General features: G+C 38.9%; 13 protein-coding genes. 11 read left to right on the forward strand and 2 right to left on the reverse strand.

The features are described 5' to 3' along the window. Positions 1-2: 2 nt before the first annotated feature. A complete protein-coding gene (locus tag ABDV71_RS17225; RefSeq protein WP_343534766.1) occupies positions 3-1,223 on the forward strand; it encodes a sterol desaturase family protein in 1,221 nt (406 codons plus the stop codon). A gap of 354 nt (positions 1,224-1,577) precedes the next feature. Here ABDV71_RS17225 and ABDV71_RS17230 read toward each other — a convergent pair whose 3' ends face one another. Next, positions 1,578-2,027, reverse strand: coding sequence for a universal stress protein (locus ABDV71_RS17230; protein WP_343534768.1), 450 nt, complete (start codon positions 2,025-2,027; stop codon positions 1,578-1,580). Between the two features lie 126 nt (positions 2,028-2,153). On the opposite strand from ABDV71_RS17230, the gene ABDV71_RS17235 reads away from it, so the two are divergent. After that, positions 2,154-2,933 (forward strand): C40 family peptidase, encoded by a 780-nt coding sequence (locus tag ABDV71_RS17235; RefSeq protein ID WP_343534770.1) that lies wholly within the window; start codon positions 2,154-2,156, stop codon positions 2,931-2,933. Positions 2,934-3,037: 104 nt separating this feature from the next. On the opposite strand, the gene ABDV71_RS17240 is transcribed toward ABDV71_RS17235, so the two are convergent. Continuing rightward, positions 3,038-3,682 (reverse strand): YceH family protein, encoded by a 645-nt coding sequence (locus tag ABDV71_RS17240; protein WP_343534772.1) that lies wholly within the window; start codon positions 3,680-3,682, stop codon positions 3,038-3,040. A gap of 139 nt (positions 3,683-3,821) precedes the next feature. Here ABDV71_RS17240 and ABDV71_RS17245 point away from each other — a divergent pair, with 139 nt between their 5' ends. From ABDV71_RS17245 to ABDV71_RS17285, 9 genes are all read left to right on the forward strand, one after another. Beyond that, positions 3,822-9,593: an alpha-2-macroglobulin family protein gene (locus ABDV71_RS17245; protein ID WP_343534774.1), complete on the forward strand. Its 5,772-nt coding sequence runs from the start codon at positions 3,822-3,824 to the stop codon at positions 9,591-9,593. 217 nt (positions 9,594-9,810) lie between these two features. After that, entirely contained in the window at positions 9,811-11,325 is a 1,515-nt protein-coding gene (locus tag ABDV71_RS17250; protein ID WP_343534776.1) for a tagaturonate reductase, read from the forward strand. After that, on the forward strand, positions 11,326-12,969 hold the full coding sequence (locus ABDV71_RS17255) for an altronate dehydratase family protein (RefSeq protein ID WP_343534778.1): 1,644 nt from the start codon (positions 11,326-11,328) through the stop codon (positions 12,967-12,969). A gap of 71 nt (positions 12,970-13,040) precedes the next feature. Continuing rightward, positions 13,041-13,871: a 5-dehydro-4-deoxy-D-glucuronate isomerase gene (gene kduI / locus ABDV71_RS17260; protein ID WP_343534780.1), complete on the forward strand. Its 831-nt coding sequence runs from the start codon at positions 13,041-13,043 to the stop codon at positions 13,869-13,871. A gap of 170 nt (positions 13,872-14,041) precedes the next feature. Beyond that, positions 14,042-14,857, forward strand: coding sequence for an SDR family oxidoreductase (locus tag ABDV71_RS17265; RefSeq protein ID WP_343534782.1), 816 nt, complete (start codon positions 14,042-14,044; stop codon positions 14,855-14,857). Between the two features lie 269 nt (positions 14,858-15,126). Further along, complete coding sequence (gene uxaC / locus ABDV71_RS17270) at positions 15,127-16,527, forward strand: glucuronate isomerase (protein ID WP_343534784.1); 1,401 nt, start codon at positions 15,127-15,129, stop codon at positions 16,525-16,527. Positions 16,528-16,610: 83 nt separating this feature from the next. Beyond that, positions 16,611-17,624: a sugar kinase gene (locus ABDV71_RS17275; RefSeq protein WP_343534786.1), complete on the forward strand. Its 1,014-nt coding sequence runs from the start codon at positions 16,611-16,613 to the stop codon at positions 17,622-17,624. Next, the gene (gene eda / locus ABDV71_RS17280; protein ID WP_343534788.1) at positions 17,617-18,282 is read left to right on the forward strand and encodes a bifunctional 4-hydroxy-2-oxoglutarate aldolase/2-dehydro-3-deoxy-phosphogluconate aldolase; all 666 of its coding nucleotides are present in this window, start codon (positions 17,617-17,619) and stop codon (positions 18,280-18,282) included. The genes ABDV71_RS17275 and eda overlap by 8 nt, the downstream gene beginning before the upstream one ends. A 95-nt stretch (positions 18,283-18,377) precedes the next feature. Further along, positions 18,378-19,955 carry an MFS transporter gene (locus ABDV71_RS17285; protein ID WP_343534790.1) on the forward strand — a complete coding sequence of 526 codons (1,578 nt, stop codon included), beginning with the start codon at positions 18,378-18,380 and terminating at the stop codon, positions 19,953-19,955. The last annotated feature ends 89 nt before the right edge of the window (positions 19,956-20,044 follow it).

Here is a 20,044-nt window from a genome sequence, read left to right on the forward strand (position 1 = left end):
ACATGGAAAAAATCAACTATCTAGCCTTTGCCATTCCCGCATTTTTCGTTTTTGTGTATTTGGAATATATGTTGGCAGTGAAAAGAAATAAAGCTCATTTGTTTAAGTACGAAAGCTCGGTGGCAAATATCAGTATTGGTATTGCAGAGCGATTACTGAACTTGTTTATCGCTGCCAGCTTTTATGAACTGTTCAACTACGTCTATCAAAATTATGCGCTGTTCAATATTCCCAACATTTGGTGGGTTTGGATTTTACTCATCTTGGCAACTGATTTTGTTTGGTATTGGTACCACAGATTGGGCCACGAGGTGAATTTTTTATGGGCTGCCCACATTGTCCATCATCAAAGCGAGGAATTTAACCTAACGGTATCGGCCCGTATTACTACCCTACAGGCTTTAATAAGAGGAGTGTTCTGGTGTGCCTTACCCTTATTAGGTTTTCACCCACTAATGGTGGTCGTGATATTAACAGTACATGGCGCTTATTCGTTTTTTACACATACACAGCTGATTGGAAAATTGGGGTGGTTGGAGCATGTGCTGATCACACCATCATTGCATGGCGTCCATCATGCAAGCGATGATAAATATTTGGATAAAAACTACGGAGATGTGTTCGTTTTTTGGGATAAAATGTTCGGTACTTTTCAAAAGGAAGAAGAACCGCCAACTTACGGATTAACGCATCCGATTAAGAGTAATAGCTTTTTATGGCAGCATTTTCATTATTATTTAGAAGTGATAGAGGCTTGCCGTAAAACTGATGGAACTTGGAATAAGTTAAAAGTAGTGTTTGGTAGTCCTGCTTTACTCGACCAAGAGATTCGGCCAAAACTGGAGCGTCGTTTTTTACAACATAAATCAACCGCTACAGCTAAATTTAAACTAAAAGGATATATTAACCTGCAATTGGGCTTAAGTGTAGTGATTTTAACCTTAACAACTGCTTTTTGGGCTTATATTAATGTTTTTGACGCATTAGCTATCCTCATATTTGTACTTATTACCCTCATTAATTGTGGAGCATTGTTGGAGCAGCGTAAATGGATTTATTACCTAGAATGTGTAAGATTGATATTGCTCTTTGGCTTTGTACTTTACCAACTAGATTGGGTGGAACTAATCTTCTTACCTACTATTGTCCTCATTATTTTAGAAAGAACCTTTGCATTAAGTAGCCTTTATAAAAACTACGTATTGCAATACGAAGATATTTAAAACCTTAACTAACACTAACTAAACTTCTGCCTTGTTTGGCGCCATAGGGTGCTGAACAGGCAGATTTTTCTTTTTGGTGACAAACCAAACCTCGCAGGTTTTAAAAACCTACGAGGTTTAAATATGCACTTTACCCAGTTTGTAAGTATTAAAACGGTATATTGTTAGATTTCTGCACGCGGTCGAAACGGCGTAGGAAAGGCTACTGCACAGGCTTTGGTAAATTAGTCCAGACAGCAATGTAAACCCCGCAAGCGAGCAAAGCGAGTGCGGATTTGGAATGAATGGCGAGACTATCGGGAGTTAATCGCAGCGATTATGCGCTTCAGAAAGAACTTTCTCGATTTTATAAAGCTAAACTTCGGCCTTATTAGGTACGATCAACACGGGACAGGCAGATTTTCGAGCTACATGCTCGGCCACACTACCCATTAAGAAATGGTTTAATCCAGTACGACCATGAGTGCCAATTACAATTAAATCCGCGTGCCATTCTTCCGATTGTTGCAAAATGCCATTAGTAGCTGTATCAAGCGCAGTGAGATAGGTGGTTTTTCGCCCATTACCGAATTTGTCTTCAATTTCTTTCAATAAAACATGACTATTCTCAATACTGTTGTCATAAAGATCCACAATGGCAGGAGTAAAGCCAAAATCTGGATTGGCAATAGGTGGCGCGGGCTCTACAATGTTCAAAAGTGCAACTTCAGCATCATAAAGAGCGGCCATTTCATAACCACTTTTTGCGGCTTTTTCGGCACAGGTGCTATTATCAACCGCAATTAAAATTCTTTTGTAATTCATGGCTCTAATTTTTTGTTTCTACTAAGTAACAAATAGTAAACCATAAAGTTTCCCACATTTGGGCACAAAAATGACTGATATATGTCACTTATTTCCATTATTTTTATCGCATCACAGTTTTAAAATATGGAAATGTACCACGTTTGCCGCATAGCAATAGCCCCACTTAGAAGCGAACCCTCAGACCGAAGCGAGATCGTTTCGCAATTATTATTTGGTGATAGGGTATTGGTATTGGAAAAAACCGAAAAATGGTGTTTGGTTAGAACCCATCACGACAATTATGAGGGTTGGATGGACCACAAACAATTACAGAAAATTACCGATTTGCAATATCATGACGAGCAAAGCTATCGATATGTAACAGCTGTAAATTTTGATAACCGTTTGGTTGATGATGCAGGAACCATATACTACTTAAGCCCAGGAAGTACCTTGCCATTCTATGAGGATGGTTATTGTTATTTGGGTGAAAATCGCTTTGAAGTGAAAACAGAACCGTTTATTCCGAATGTTTCTGACTTTGCTACTAAGGTAGAAGCTACTGCCAAGTTTTTCTTAAACTCGCCCTATCTTTGGGGTGGACGTAGTTTCTTTGGCATTGATTGCTCGGGATTTGTACAAACCGTTTACAAATTGCTAGGTATTCAATTAAGAAGAGATGCCTCACAACAAGTGGAAGATGGAGAATTGGTAGATTTCCTAGCTTCGGCCAAAATGGGTGATTTGGCCTTTTTTGATAATGAAGAAGGAAAAATTATCCACGTGGGTTTAATGCTGAGCAATGATAAAATTATCCACTCAGCGGGAAAAGTAAGAATTGACCCTATTGATAACCAAGGTATTTACAACTTAGAACTAGATAGGTACAGCCATAAACTAAGAGTAATTAAGAGATTTGTTTAAACTAGGGACTAGGTATCAGGAACTAGGCGTTAGGTTGTAAATGTTTATCTAGTCACTAACCACTAGCTCCTAGCCACTAATCCCTAAACCCTAACCACTATCCCCTAATAAAGCTCCTTCATCAGCTTGTCAAAGTTCTCTTTAAGTTCTGCCAGCTCGGCTTCTAGCTTAGCAACTCTTTCTTCAAGCTGCGAATTTGATTTGGTCGGTTCATCATTGCTATCATCTTCTTCGTTAAATTCAACATCGCCTGCAAAAAGATGTATATAACGTTGCTCTTTTTGTCCCGGACGTTTTGGCAATTGCTTCACATAACCTTCATTGGCGAGTTTTTCCAAAGTTTGCTGAACTTCTTCCAAGGTTTCAAACTCATATAAACGCCCAGAGTTAGTATTAATTTCTCCCGGGGTTTGTGGCCCACGCAGAAACAATAGGCACATTATGGCCACTTCAGATGGCAAAAGGGGATAAACAATGGCAAAATTGTGCTTGTACTTAATGTTGCGGATAGAGCCACCTGTAGCGGTAGAAGTTAAACCTGCAATCTTCAAAGAATTTAAAGCGGTACCAATAGTCTCTTCATCATAATTAACCACGGGCTTTCTCGATGTTTTTTGGTTGCATGCTGAAACCAAACCATTCATTGTCATCGGGTAATAATCAGGAGTGGTTTTTGCTTTCTCCATTAAGGCACCCAAAACTCTAATTTGTTCGGCAGTAAGCACAGGTATTTTTATTTCGTTATCCATATTTTCGTTAAAAGCTAAAAGGTAATCGTCTCAAATATATAAATTGTGCCTTAATCACCTACTGATCTTTGCTAAATTATAAAATGCTATAGTTTTATGGAATATCGACATAGAATGTATCTTTAAATAAACCATTTTTATGAAGATACATTTTACGCTTTTCGCCTTGGCTGTATTGTTATGTCTCAATGTGACTGCACAACAGAAATTATCTAATAGCAAAACTTCCGGAGATTATACCTATATCTATCAGCTTACCGATAAAGAGATGCTGGATATTGCAATTCACGGGAAATACGCAATCAACGACAGTTATCTTCATACCAAAGTAGACAGCTTTAAAATTGCTACTAAATATTCAGGTAAACTTTCCTATGGAAATTATCTATACGCAACTCCCATAAAAAACAAATGGGAATATACCTTAAGCGATTATAAAAATGTAGAAATAGCTTTTGTAAACGATCAAAAACATTTCCAGTTCTATGTGAAAGATTTAAAAGGGAATTTGGTTAAAGATGCCGAAGTGCAAATAGGGAAGGGTAAAAAAGCGACTTACGATCAAGCAACAGGCTTGTATAAAGGCAACTATCAAAAAAAAGATGAGGTAATTAAAGTTAAGTATCAAAATGTAAGCAACTTTTTTTCTTTCGAAATCAACGAAAGATATAATTACAAAAAAAACTGGAGCTTTACCAGACGTATATTATACAGTTCTCCAATCCGCTATACTTGGATGCCCATTAAAAACCTATACAGGAAAATAAAATATCCAAACAAAAATTATGATCAATATAAAGGGTATATGGTTTTTAGTAAACCTAAATATAAACCTTTGGATACAGTTCAGTTTAAAGCTTTTGTGGTAGATAAAAAAGGCAAAGAGATTAAAGCCCAGGACTTAGATGTGGTCTTATATAAAGGTCATACAGATAAAAAGACCTTAACCAGTCTTAAACCTTATCGTAATGGTGCTTATGAATATAGTTTTGTATTGGCCGACTCGCTTAACATGACCTTAGATAAAAGATATCAGATTTGGTTGGTAGAAAAAGGTAAAAAATCCAGTGAGAACATCGTGTTGAGCGACAGTTTTATCTACGAAGAATATGAGCTGAAAAGTATTGATTTCAAGCTGAGAGCAAGCAAGTCTACTTTCGCTAAAAATGACTCCGTTACTCTTTTCATGAAAGCCACAGATGAAAATGAACTGGCAGTGCCCGACGGAAGGGTGAAGCTTTCTGTAATAACTTCCAATATTAAGAAGTACTTTAGTAAAAGTGTATTTACTCCTGATACATTATGGACTAAAGAAATAAAATTAGATCCTGTAGGCGAAACAAAATTGATTATTCCTGCGCATGTGTTTCCCGATGCCGAAATCAATTTTAAGGTGAATGCTCATTTTTTAAATTCCAATAACGAAAGCAAGAATGCAAATGTGAATTTGACCAGAGAAAATGAAAATGCCGATTTGATAACCGTTAAGCTCGAGAAAGATAGCTTAGCTTTTTATAATCAGGAAAATAAGCCATTCAATCAGGCATTTTTACTTAAATCATTTTCATTTAACGATGAGCTTTTAGATTCGGCAACCGTTAATGCCCACAAAATAAAAGCAGATTATAGGGCCGAATATTATGAGCTGTTTCATGCAGGCAAGAAACAAACCTATTATCTTACAGACAATAAACCAGAGCTTTCCATTGCCGCACAACATACTAAAGATTCGGTAAGGGTCAAAATCAATAACGAACACAAAATTCCTTTTTGGTATACCGTTTTTTCAGGCAATGCAGTGAAATTTAAAGGATATGCTACACAATTAGACACACTTGTAAAGCACAGCAATACCAAAGCGGTGCATATTAGCATCAGCTATTTTTGGGATAATGAAGAAAAAACTCATCAGGCCAGCACTTTTTATAATCCAAATGAGCTAAACGTAAAACTTATTGCTCCAGATGTGGTGTATCCTGGCCAAAAAGTGAATATGCTGGTGAAAGTGACAGATGTCGACTCACAACCTGTAGCAAATGTAGACGTTACCGCTTATGCGCACACTACTAAATTTGGCGCAGTTAGACAACCTAACTTGCCCAGATTTTCTAAGAACTACTACAGTCGTAAACTAAAGGAAACCGTAGAAGCAAATGAATTAACAGCTTCGGGCAATTTTAAGCTGTTGTGGGCTAAATGGGCGCAATCGCTCCGATTGGATACCGTAGAATACTACAAATTTACCAACCACAGTGACTTGTACATTACTACCGAAAAAGCTAAAAACAACATTACTCAGTTTGCTCCTTTCGTAATTAACGATGGGGAGATTGAACCCGTAAATGTGGTTTATGTTGACGACGTGCCTGTTTTTTTTGATAAGGCCGATCAACTAACTTCCTATTCATTTGATATTACGCCAGGTAAACATGAAATAGGACTTAGAACAGCCAGCAAAAAAGTGGTTTTAAAAGAAGTAGAGATGGTTGCGGGTAAAAAGACCATCTTTAGTGTTTCTTCGCAGTCAAACAACGCTAATATTATGGTTACCGCCGAAAAAAATGTACTTAGTAATCTGGAAGCAGAGCGATTGGACAAGTACATGATGAGGATTACCAACTTTCGTCAGCCTTATGAAAAGTTATTGCTTAGTTACGACAGTACTGCCGTACTTTTAAATGCGCCACAAAACAATGTTGGCTCCGAGTTTTTAGTGGGACCTTTTAAAGAAAACCTATTAAAGTATCAAACGGAAGATTTTTCCCACCAGTTCATCCGAGAATCAGGGTATACTTACACCTTTTTACCAAGTTTGTTGAAGCAGAAATCATATCGTAGCCCTTTTGCCTTTGATCAAAGACTTTCCTCATTTCCCAGATCAGGTAACGGCAGTTATTTACAGCAGGTTATTGACAAAGTAGAAATTGATAGCATTTGGAATGATTATTTGGATTTAAGGAGCTACACCACGGCACTCTTTCAAAACGAACAGCCAAAAGTCGGGCGTATAGGAAAGCTGCGTTTTAAATTGGCCGATAGTTTAATCAAAGCTCCTTATTTAAAAAACATCGTGATCTATCAGCCTGAGCGACCAAGTTTCATGCATATTTACCCAGGTAATATGCATTGGGAAATTTCTTTGGAAGAAGGCACTTATAAAATCATGTTGCTGCTTAAAGACAATTCTTATTACTTAGTTGAAAACGTAAAAGTTAAACCTAATGGCGTAAATTATTACGAATGGACCTCGCTTAAGACCAAAAAAGCAGATCAAAAAAGCTTAGAGCTTGATAAATATGTTAAATCGTTAAAACGTGGTGGCAATAAAATTGATGCTAAAATGTTGGAAGTCATCAATGATAAAGAAATCGACGATATTCTTTTTAATAATCTCGTTACCGGAAGAATTTTGGCAAAAAGTGATAAAACGCCATTGCCTGGTGTGGCCATTAAAGTAGTAGGAACAAAACAAATCGTAAGCACTAACCAAAACGGGTATTTTAAGGTAGATGCACCTAAACGAGGAAAACTAAGTATCATGAGTGTCGGCTATAATACCGTTGAGAAAGACATTGATCAGGGAAATTTGGGAGATATTTATCTGGAAGAAACTACGAACAACCTTCAGGAAGTAGTCGTAACAGGTTATGGCACCATGCTGAAAAGTGCGTTAACGGGTTCCGTTTCTACTGTTAGTTTGGAGAATGCATTGGCGGGAAAAGTAGCAGGTGTTTCCTTAGGTGGAAGTGATAAAATTATGATTAGGGGAGCTGCATCCATTAATGCCAACGAACAGCCTTTGGTAATTATCGATGGTGTACCTTTTGCTGGCGATGTGGCAAACCTTAGTAAAGATGACCTGGCAGACATTACCATTCTTAAAGATGCTAGTGCAACAGCCATTTATGGGGCTAGGGCAGCCAATGGGGTAATTATTATTAAAACCAAAAAAGGAAACACTATAATGAATGAAGCAGGGGAGTTGGTCGCACAACAACAAACCATGCGCACCAATTTCTCTGATGTAGGTTTTTGGAAACCTAAACTAAATACCAATCAAGATGGTGATGCCACATTCACCGTAAAATTTCCAGATGATATTACCAGTTGGAATGCCAATGTAATTGCCATGAACGGAAAAAAACAATCGGGAACCACTACCTCAAAAATTAAATCTTTTAAATCATTAAGTGCCAATTTAACCGTTCCTCAATTTGCGATTAAAGGCGATAGCATCAACGTTATTGGAAAACTGATGAACTATTCGTCAATGGAGGAAAAAGTACTCAGGAAAATGAGCTACAACCAACAGCTGCGCTTGAACAGTACAGTTACCATCAAAAACTCATTGATCGATACTATTCCGGTAAAAGCTATGGCTGAAAAAGACAGCTTGTATTTTGAGTATACGCTTACGCAGGACAATGGTTATTTTGATGGAGAGATTAGAAAAGTGCCAGTATTCGAAAAAGGGGTGAAAGAAACTAAAGGCTACTTTAATGCCCTGCATAGCGATACCACCATCAATTATAACTTCGACAAGCGTTTGGGCAAGGTGACAGTAAGGGCCGAAGCCTCATTGTTCCCTGTGCTATTAGATGAAATGGAGCAGCTGCATCGATACGAGTATTTATGTAATGAACAAATGGCTTCCAAGTTAAAAGGACTTCTTCTTCAAAAACAACTGAAAAGTTATTTAAAGCAAGACTTTAAGTATGAGAAGGAAATTAAAAACCTGATTAGAAAGCTAAGTGCTACCCAAAAAAGCCAGGGAACTTGGGGCTGGTGGCAAGATGGTGATGAAGAAATTTGGATCAGCTTACATGTGGTAGAGGCACTACTATTATCTGAAAAAGAAGGCTATCAGGTAAAACTTAATAAAGATAAAATTTATAATTACCTGCGTAAACAGGTGGTAGGTCAGCAAGACTATAGCAAGTTGAAAGTAGTGGAACTGCTGAAATTACTCAATAGTAAAGAGGTCACTAAAGATTGGTTACAAGCCATCGAAAAAAGTAAAACTTTATACTACGTACCTACATTGTATGACAAATTGAGCTTAATGCGCTTGAAACAAGAAGCAGGAGTGAAGGTAAACATCGATAGTTTGCTGAAAATCAAAAAGAACACCATGTTTGGCAATAGTTACTGGGGCGAAAACAAGATGGGTTTTTGGGATAATCACATCCAAAATACGCTTCTAGCTTATAAAATATTGAAGGCTTCAGGTAGCAACGAACAAGAACAACAAAAAATAATCAACTATTTCTTGGAGCAAAGAAAAGATGGGAAATGGCGAAACACTTATGAGTCTTCATTGATTTTGGAAACTATCCTGGCAGAGCTATTGAAAAGAAACGCAGATCAAAAACCTGCTGAGCTGGTATTAAATGGCAATTTGGTAAAGCAATTCCCTTACCAACAAGAGTTGGATAAAAATGACCAGCTATCATTACAAAAGAAAGGGGCAATGCCAATTTATTTCACTGCCTATCAGCAGTTTCAGAATACTAATCCCACAAAAATAGATAAGGATTTTGTAGTGCGAACTTCCATTGCTCAAAAAGGAAAAACTAGTCAAATATTAAAGGCAGGGGAAGTGGCCACCTTGAAGGTAGAGGTTGAAGTAAAAGCTGATGCAGATTATGTGATGATAGAAGTGCCTATTCCCGCCGGATGTTCTTATGAAAACAAATCTCAGGGATATTGGAGGTTAGAAACCCATCGCGAATATTTTAAGGAAAAAACATCCATCTTCTGTACCAAACTTAAACAAGGCAAATATACTTTCGAAATTACCTTAATGCCCCGCTATAATGGACAATATACTTTAAATCCGGCCAAGGCCGAAATGATGTATTTTCCGGTATTTTTTGGACGTGAAGATTTAAAAAACATCAGCATCAATTAACCTCTACAGCCTATTGCAATAAAAAAATAAGATTATACAACGATAAAATCTGGGGAACTAAATGCCTTACGTTCTCGGGAACGATTGCGCAAATATTTGCGTCAAAATAGAGATTTTACTAGCATAAATTATGTAGAATTGTTTCGACCAAATGCTAGTAAAGGTACTTTAAGTCTCTTTATTAGCCCAAATAATTTGAAAAGCAGTATATAGAGAGATGATTTTATCAAAAGATAATCTGAAATTGATAGCCACTGAAAATGTGGTGGTACCAAGCCCGCAAATCTTTGATTTACCAGAGAAGGTTTTGCAGTTTGGAACTGGGGTGTTGTTGCGAGGTTTACCAGATTATTTTATTGATAAAGCAAACCGAGAAGGCATTTTCAATGGTCGCGTTGCCGTAGTTAAATCAACAGGGGCAAATACTGCCGAGTTTGACGCCCAAGATGCTTTATATACCCTTTGTGTACGCGGCATAGAAAACGGGGTTCCTGTTTCAGAAAATATCATTTCATCAGCCATCAGCAGGGTAATTGCCGCCGAAAAAGACTGGCAGTTGATTTTGGAAATTGCTAGGTCTACAGATTTACAGATGGTTGTTTCTAACACTACTGAAGTAGGAATTCAATATGTAGAGGAAAATATCAAAATGAGTCCACCAACCTCATTCCCAGCAAAATTATTGGCCGTACTTTACGAACGTTATCAAGCTTTCAATGGTCAGCCAGACAAGGGATTGGTGATCGTAGCTACGGAGCTTATTCCAGATAATGGAAAAAAACTGGGCGAAATTGTGCTGAAATTGGCTTATTATAACCAATTAGAGGCAAGTTTTATGGCTTGGTTGGTACAAGCTAACAATTTCTGCAATTCTTTGGTTGATAGAATTGTACCTGGAAAGCCAGATGCGGAGACTTATGCCATTTTACAAGAAGAACTAGGTTACGAAGATACTCTGCTTTCAATGACAGAACCCTATCGTTTATGGGCTATTGAAGGTGGCAAAAAGGTGGCGGAGGTGCTTTCTTTCGCTACGGTAGACCAAGGGGTGGTTATCGCCGAAGACATTGAAATATACAGGGAGCTAAAAGTACGTTTGTTAAATGGTACACATACCCTAAGCTCGGGCATTGCCTTTTTATTGGGAATTGATACCGTTAAAAATGCAATGAACAATGAGTTGATCGCGAGCTATATGGAAACCTTAATGGCTAATGAAATAGGGCCGGCAATTCCTTATAGAGTTGAAAAAAAGCAAACGGATGCATTTGCCAATAGTGTTAAAGACCGTTTTGCAAATCCATCTATTGAACATTTGTGGACCAGCATTGCATTTCAGTACAGTATGAAGATGAAAATCAGAATACTACCATTGTTACTGAATTACTATAAAATATTTAACCAAGTTCCAACGCATATTGCCCTAGGTTTTGCGGCTTACTTGGCCTTTTCTCGTGCACAGAGAAAAGAGAACGATCTATATTTTGGTTTGGATAATGGTGCGAGTTATCGGTTAAACGATGACTCTGCACCTTATTTATTTGAAAAATACAGCCAAAATCCAAATAACTTTGTAGAAGAAGTTTTAACAGACCAAGCATTTTGGGAAGCAAATCTGAGCCAATTATCTGGTTTTATTTCAACCGTGAAAGCACAATACCAAGCGATATTAGAAGAGGGGATAGAAGCCGTGTTGACTAAGCAAATGTCGGCGCAGCTTAAAGCAATATAAATGAAACAACAAGTATTAAAAGTACATCCAAAAGACAACGTTTTGGTAGCCCTTACTAACCTAAAGGCTGGCCAAATTGTTGGTTATAGGGGTGCCAACTACCAATTGGTTGATGATGTGGATGCCAAGCATAAATTCTATACACAGGATATGCAAACTGGCGATGAAGTGTATATGTACGGTACTTTAGTGGGTAAAATTCAGTTTCCAGTGAAACTGGGCACCAGAATGACTACCGATAACCTTAAGCACGCCGCCGCACCTTACGAGTTCAGACCATATCACTACGAGTGGCAGGCACCAGATGTTTCAAAATTTGAAGGCAGAACATTCAATGGTTACCATCGTTCAGACGGCAAAGTGGGCACAGCCAATTACTGGTTGTTTATTCCAACCGTTTTTTGCGAAAATAGGAACTTGGATGTCATTAAAGAAGCTTTGCACAATGAATTGGGCTACGCGGTAACGGCAAAGTATAAAAATTACACCCGCCATTTAGTGGAAGCTTATCAAAATGGGACTTCTATTTCATCGTTAGATGCGCCACTTTCTTTTGGGGAAGCACAACATGACCGACTTTTCAAAAACATTGATGGCATTAAGTTCTTAAACCACCAAGGTGGCTGTGGCGGAATCAGACAAGATGCCGCAGTATTGAGTAAGCTTTTAGCGGCCTACGCTGATCACCCCAATGTGGCAGGCGTAACCGTGTTGAGCTTGGGATGTCAAAACTTGCAGCTTACTGATTTTGCTGCCGATTTAAAAGAGCGCAATCCAAATTTTGATAAACCACTTTTCATTTTCGAACAACAACAATCGCAAAGCGAAGAAAACATGATTGCCCTGGCCATCAAAAAAACTTTTGAAGGTTTGGTGGAAGCCAATAAAATAGAAAGAAAGCCTGCTCCCCTAAGCAAAATGAATTTAGGAGTGAAATGTGGTGGTAGCGATGGTTTCAGCGGTATTTCAGCTAATCCAGCCGTAGGCTATTGTGCTGATTTGCTAGTAGCTTTGGGCGGTACGGTATTGCTAGCTGAATTTCCAGAACTATGTGGTGCCGAGCAGAACATGATTGACAGGACGATGGAAGAAGCATCGGCCAGAAAGTTCATGAAACTAATGAGTGCCTATAGCCAAGCTGCTGAAAATGCAGGTTCTGGTTTTCACATGAACCCGTCGCCAGGAAATATCAAAGACGGTTTAATTACCGATGCCATTAAAAGTAATGGTGCAGCCAAAAAAGGTGGAACATCACCTATTGTGGATGTACTTGATTATACAGAACCTTCTACCAAACCAGGCTTAAACTTGGTTTGTACACCAGGTAACGATGTAGAAGCTACTACGGGAAAGGCCGCAAGCGGTGCTACCCTGATTTTGTTTACCACAGGCTTGGGAACACCTACAGGTAATCCCATTTGTCCGGTGATCAAAGTAGCCTCCAATAATACCCTAACCAAGCGTATGGGCGACATTATCGACATCAATACCGGACCAGTGATAGAAGGAGAGAAGACCATCGAAGAAATGGGCGAAGACATTTTGGAGTATTGCATTAAAGCAGCCAGTGGCGAAGTAATTCCCAAGGCAGTGTTGCTTAACCAAGATGATTTTATCCCATGGAAGAGAGGGGTATCTTTATAGCCGTTTGTCATCCTGAGCTAGTCGAAGGATAAAACAAACGCCGCCAAACTAAAATTGCCAAAATATAGAAAATGAAACAAATACAAGCAGTACACTCAGAAGATTTCAAGAGCTACGACACCGAAAAAATCAGAGAAAGATTTTTGTTGGACGACTTGAAAGCGACGGACAAAGCAAATTTTGTCTATTCGCACTACGACAGGATGATCACTGGATTAATTACGCCGGTAAACAGCGTAGTAGATTTAGGTAACTATGATATTTTACGTGCCGAATATTTCTTGGAAAGAAGAGAATTGGGCGTAATTAACGTAGGTGGCCAAGGAACTATCGTTGCCGATGGAACAAGCTATGATCTGGCTAAAAAAGACTGCTTATACCTAGGTAAAGGGGTTAAAGAAGTGAAATTTAGCAGTAAAGATAGTAGCAATCCTGCTGTTTTCTATGCACTTTCAGCCCCTGCACACACCAGCTATCCTACAGCTTTTGCAAGTCATGCAGATGTTTTTTCTGCTGATTTAGGTGCTTTAGAGACGGCTAATGAGCGTCGTATCTCTCGTTATATCCATAAAGATGGGATCCAAAGCTGTCAATTGGTAATGGGCTTAACTTCCTTATCAACAGGCTCTATCTGGAATACTATTCCTCCACACACGCACGACAGAAGAATGGAAGTATACTTCTATTTCGATGTAGAACCAGACCAAAGAGTCATCCATTTTATGGGGCAGCCTCAACAAACTCGTCATATTGTAATGGCTAACCATGAAGCGGTTTTATCACCATCATGGAGCATCCACTCGGGAGCTGGTACCAAAAACTACAGCTTTATTTGGGGCATGGCCGGAGAGAATTTGGACTATGCAGATATGGACACCTTCGCAGTAGGAGAACTGAGATAAAGTAAAGAGTTAAAAGTAAAAACTATAAAGTTTTACGCACTACAAAAAAATAGGATAATGGACTTTAAACTCCCTTCCCTTTGGAGAAGGTTGAGTTTAGAGATTGAAAATAAATAATTGATTAGGAGCTTGGTCTTTATTCTTTGCTCTTTAATCATTAATCAAAAAAAATGGAACAATCATTTTCATTAAAAGATAAAGTAATCGTTGTAACAGGCGGTACAGGAATATTAGGCCTCTCTTTCATCAACGCTATTGTTGAGGCAGGAGGAACTGTAGGTATTTTGGGCAGAAACGAAAAAGTAGCCAACGAACGTGCAGACGAAATCAACAAGAACGGTGGTAAAGCCATCGCTTTAGTGGCTGATGCCATGAACGAAGAACAGCTGATTGCCGCTCGTGAGAAAGTGTTAGCTGCTTATGGAAAGATAGACGGTTTGGTAAACGCTGCAGGCGGTAACATGCCTGATGGTGTATTACAGCCAGAAGATAACATTTTCGAAATGAAAATGGACGGCATGAAAACTGTGTTGGACCTGAACCTTTGGGGAACTTTAATTCCTACGCAGGTTTTTGGTAAAGCCATTGCAGAAACAGGAAGAGGAAGTATTGTAAATATCTCTTCCATGAACTCAAAAAGAGCCATTACCAAAGTATTGGGCTACAACATGGGGAAAGCTGCTGTAGATTGCTATACACAATGGTTTGCTGTAGAATTGGCCAATCGTTACGGAGATAAGATCAGAATGAACGCCTTGGCACCAGGATTCTTCCTAACCGAGCAAAACCGCAATTTATTAACCACGCCTGATGGTGGCTATACCCCAAGAGGTGGTGCAGTTATCAATCAAACACCATTCAAGCGTTTCGGTAATCCAGATGAATTGAAAGGGGCTTTGGTTTGGTTGCTAAGTGATGCTTCTCAATTTGTAACAGGTGCCATGATTTGTGTAGACGGCGGCTTCTCTATTTTCGGGGGAGTTTAATCATAAAGTAATAGGTTGTAAGTTTTACGTATGATAAACAGCTTCTTAATGATAACCGCGCTTCCGTTGCTATGATAGTACTCTCGATTTAACGTAGAGATGTCCCAAGGATGAGATGAGGGTGGATGTTTTTATCGCTCGTCATGCTGAATTTATTTCAGCATCAGCTATAAAAAGAAATAATAGGCTCTGAAATAAATTCAGAGTGACGTAAATAGTTGGTGAGTGGTTGTATGACCACCAAACAACCAAAAAACCAATAAGTATAAATGAAACAGTTTTTAGACGAGAATTTTTTATTGCAAACGGAAACCGCAAAAACTTTGTATCATCAATATGCAAAGCATATGCCCATTATTGATTATCACAATCATTTAATTCCGGAGCAAATTGCAGCAGATAAGCAGTTCGAGAATATCACCCAGGTTTGGTTGTATGGTGACCATTATAAATGGCGTGCCATGCGTACTTTCGGGATTGATGAATATTACATTACCGGAGGCGCTTCTGACTGGGAAAAATTCGAAAAATGGGCAGAAACCGTTCCTTATACTTTGAGAAATCCATTATACCATTGGACACACTTGGAGCTTCAGCGTTATTTTGATGTTTACGATTTGCTTTCGCCGGCAACGGCAAAGAAAATATGGGACGAATGTAATGCCAAACTACAAACCAAGGAATACAGCGTTTTAGGTTTGTTGAAAAAAATGAACGTGAAAACCCTATGCACTACTGATGATCCATTAGATAACTTGGAGTTTCACCAACAAATTAAAGCCAGCGGAATCGATTTAGTGGTATTGCCAGCTTTCAGACCTGATAAAGCTATGAATGCTGATGACACGGTTGCGTTGAACCAGTATATTGATAAATTAGCAAGCATCGTTGAAAAGCCTATCGCTAACTATCAAGAATATCTAGCGGCATTAAAATCTCGCCACGATTTTTTTGTAGAAAATGGCGCATCAGTTTCTGACCACGGTTTGGAGCAAATTTACGCTGAAGACTATACCGAAGAAGAAGTTGCCCAAATCTTCCTTAAAATTAGAAAAGGAGAGCGCATCACTGCAGAAGAGAACCTGAAATTCAAATCAGCGATGCTGTTTACATTTGCGCTTTGGGATCATGAAAGAGGATGGGTACAACAATATCACCTAGGGGCTATCCGTAATAACAACGATCGTTTATTATCTTCATTGGGCCCAGATACAGGTTTCGATTCCATCGGTGATTTTTCACAAGGTAGGCAATTGTCTAAATTTTTAAATAAGCTAGATGCAAATAACCAATTGGCTAAAACTATTTTGTATAATTTAAACCCTGCCGATAACGAATTAATGGCCACTATGATTGGTAATTACCAAGATGGTACGGTGGCTGGTAAAGTGCAGTGGGGCTCAGGCTGGTGGTTTTTAGACCAAAAAGACGGCATGATCAAGCAGATCAATACCTTGTCAAACATGGGACTATTGAGCCAATTTGTAGGCATGCTTACCGATTCGAGAAGCTTTCTATCCTTTCCACGTCACGAATATTTCCGTCGTATCCTATGCGACCTATTCGGTACCGACATGGAAAACGGTGAAATTCCGAATGATATAAAATTGGTTAGCCAATTAGTTGAAAATATTTGTTATAACAACGCAAAAGCCTATTTTAGCTTTTAATTGAAGAAATCATGATTAAAATTCGTTCAAGAACTCACCGCAATCATGACATTTTACACCGTTAAAAACAAATTACTAGTTAAATGAAAGTTTTAAGTTTTGGGGAATTACTGTTGCGCATTTGTCCTGATGTAGATGGACAATGGCTGGCAGATAATGAACTACCTTTTTATGTGGGGGGCGCAGAGTTGAACGTGGCCACTGCATTGGCACTGTGGGAAGTCCCGTCGGCCTATTTTTCGGCATTGCCAGATAATTTCATGTCCGAGCAAATCATCAGTTACGTAAACAAATGTAACATCGATTCGTCGAGAATACAGTTGAGTGGCGATCGCCTAGGGCTGTATTATTTGCCAAAAGGTAAAGACCTCAAAAATGCTGGCGTAATTTACGACAGGGCGCATTCCTCCTTTGCCAGTATCCAACCCAATACTTTAAACTGGGACGAGATTTTCAAGGACGTGTCTTGGTTCCATTTCAGTACCATTTGCCCCGCCTTAAATCAGGATGCGGCAGATATTTGCTTAGAAGCAGTGAAAGCCGCTGATGAAAGAGGCATCACCATTTCTATCGACTTAAACTACCGAGCTAAACTTTGGAAATATGGCAAAGAGCCTATTGATATCGTACCAGAACTGGCGAAATATGCCAATTTGATCATGGGAAATATCTGGGCGGCCGAAAGAATGTTAGGTATTGCTTTGCCAACTGATATTGTAGCCATTGATACCAAAGAAAACTATCTTAAACAGGCTGAAATTACCTCCAAGGAAATCATTAGTAAATTTCCAAAATGCAAGCACGTAGCCAATACCTTTAGGTTCGATTACATGCAAGGCATCAGATATTATACCACGCTGTTTACCAACGGTCAATTGTATGTATCTAAAGAATACCTTTCGGAGAAGATTTTAGACCGAGTGGGTAGTGGTGATTGCTATATGGGTGGTTTAATTTATGGATTTTACAACCAACATGAGCCACAGCAGATTTTAGAATTTGCCACCGCTGCCGCCTACAATAAACTGTACATTCCTAGCGATTGTACCACTGCAACCGTTCAAGACGTTCACCAAACCATTGCCCAACATGACTAAGAATAAAGAAACCGCTATACAAGCCATTCAACAACAAGGATTATTGCCATTGTTTTATTATGAAGATGCCCAAGTTAGTTTAGAGATCATTAGGGCACTTTATAAAGGAGGTGTACGTGTTTTTGAATATACCAACAGGGGAGAAGCTGCTTTAAGCAATTTTAAATTCATTAAGGAAGCTTTAAAGACGGAAATGCAGGATTTGTTTTTGGGTATTGGTACCATTAAAACAGCCGCACAGGCACAAGATTTTATCAGCGCAGGTGCCGATTTTATCGTTTGTCCCATTGTAAACCCAGAGGTAGCTCAGGTAACCCATGATGCAGGTTTGCTTTGGATTCCTGGTTGCATGACACCTACAGAAATTGATTTGGCACAACAGCACCAAGCAGGCATCATTAAATTATTCCCTGCAAACATATTGGGGCCTGATTTCCTTTCGTCTATCAGAGAGCTTTTCCAAGGCCAATTATTTGTGCCAACAGGTGGGGTAGAAATTGAAGAAAATAACATTGCCAACTGGTTTAAAGCAGGCGTTTGCGCCGTAGGCATGGGCAGTAAATTGGTGAGCAAGCAAATCATCGAAAAACGTGATTACGAGAAAATCGAGTCTTTAACTAAAGAGACTTTTGAAATTATAGAAAAAGTAAGGGGTTAGTTAGCAGTTAACAGTTTTCGCTTTACAATTAACCAATTAAACAGATAACCAAACAACCAAACAACCAGTTAACCTTATAAACCAAAACCAAGAATATGAACCAAACCAAAATCGGCAATTACAGGTGGACCATTTGCGCCCTACTGTTTTTTGCAACCACTGTTAACTATTTAGATAGACAGGTGTTAAGTTTACTTAAACCAACCTTAGAAGAACTCTTTGGATGGTCTAATAGCGACTATGCTGATATTGCAGCAGTATTTCAATTTACCTATGCAATATCCATGTTATTTGCAGGCCGTTTTGTAGATAAATTAGGTACAAAGTGGGGATATGCAATTGCGATTATTGTTTGGTCTATAGGGGCAATTATCCATGCCTATGCCATTACCATTGGCGAAAGCATGGCTACTATTTTAACCACTTTTGGTTTAACCGCCTTGCCTGTTTCTATCTTGGGTTTTATGTTTTCTAGGGCCGTACTTGCCATTGGAGAATCTGGAAACTTTCCAGCGGCCATTAAGGCAACAGCAGAATATCATCCTAAAAAAGAAAGATCTTTGGCAACGGGTATTTTTAACTCGGGGGCCAATGTAGGTGCTATTTTGGCTCCAATTACAGTGCCTTGGATTGCCAAGAACTGGGGTTGGGAAAAAGCTTTTGAATTGGTAGGTGCAGCTGGATTTTTATGGTTGATTTTTTGGTTGATTTTCTACGAATCACCAGAAAAGCAAAAGAGAATAAAACAAGCAGAACTTGATTACATCAATAGTGATGAAGAAGAGACTACGGTAGTTGCGGAAGCTAATACCGAAAAAGTTTCTTGGTTTAAGTTATTGGGCTTTAAGCAAACCTGGTCGTTTACGGCAGGTAAGTTTTTAACCGATGGCGTGTGGTGGTTCTTCTTATTTTGGTTGCCGGGTTTCTTAAAAGATCAATATGCCATGAACAGCGATCAGATCATGCTTCCACTAGCAGTATTGTATAGTATGACCATGATCGGTAGCATTGGTGGCGGTTGGTTCCCTAAATATTTTATCAATAAAGGTTATGCCATTTATGATGGCAGGATGAAGGCCATGTTTGCCATTGCATTGTTCCCTTTAGTGGTGTTATTGGCGCAGCCATTGGGTCATTACTCTTTCTGGATTCCGGTAGTTTTGATCGGGATAGGTGCTTCTGCGCATCAAGCCTGGTCGGCCAATATTTTTACCACAGTGTCTGACATGTTCCCTAAAAAAGCAGTAGGCTCTGTAGTGGGTATTGGTGGAATGGCTGGAGGAATTGGTGGCGTATTAATTACCAAAATTGGAGGCTGGATTTTCGATAGTTATACCCATAAAGGTATTGAGCAGTCCTTTGCCAAATTTAAAGAATTGGGCAATACCGATTTCATTAACCAAATCAGTGCGTTAAAGCTTTTCAGTAAATACGGCGATAAAGTTGATTTGAATGTAATGGCGTTGAGCAAACTTCCGGCAGAAGCAGCTTCGAAATTGCAAAATATAGACCCCGCTTTATATCAACAACTTTTAGATATCCAGAAACCTTTGGTACAGGCCAATTTAACAACAGGCTATACCATTATGTTCGGTTTTTGTGCGGTAGCATATCTTTTGGCTTGGGCTATTATGAAAACCCTAGTGCCTAAAATGAAAGTCGTTAAGCTTTAATCAATATATCCTCTCTATAACCACGAGGGGATATATTATTGAAGCTAAAATCTAGTAAATCTATAAACTAAGTAATAAATAAAAACAAC

Source organism: Pedobacter sp., from assembly GCF_039594775.1.
In the GTDB taxonomy this organism is placed as follows: Bacteria; Bacteroidota; Bacteroidia; order Sphingobacteriales; family Sphingobacteriaceae; genus Pedobacter.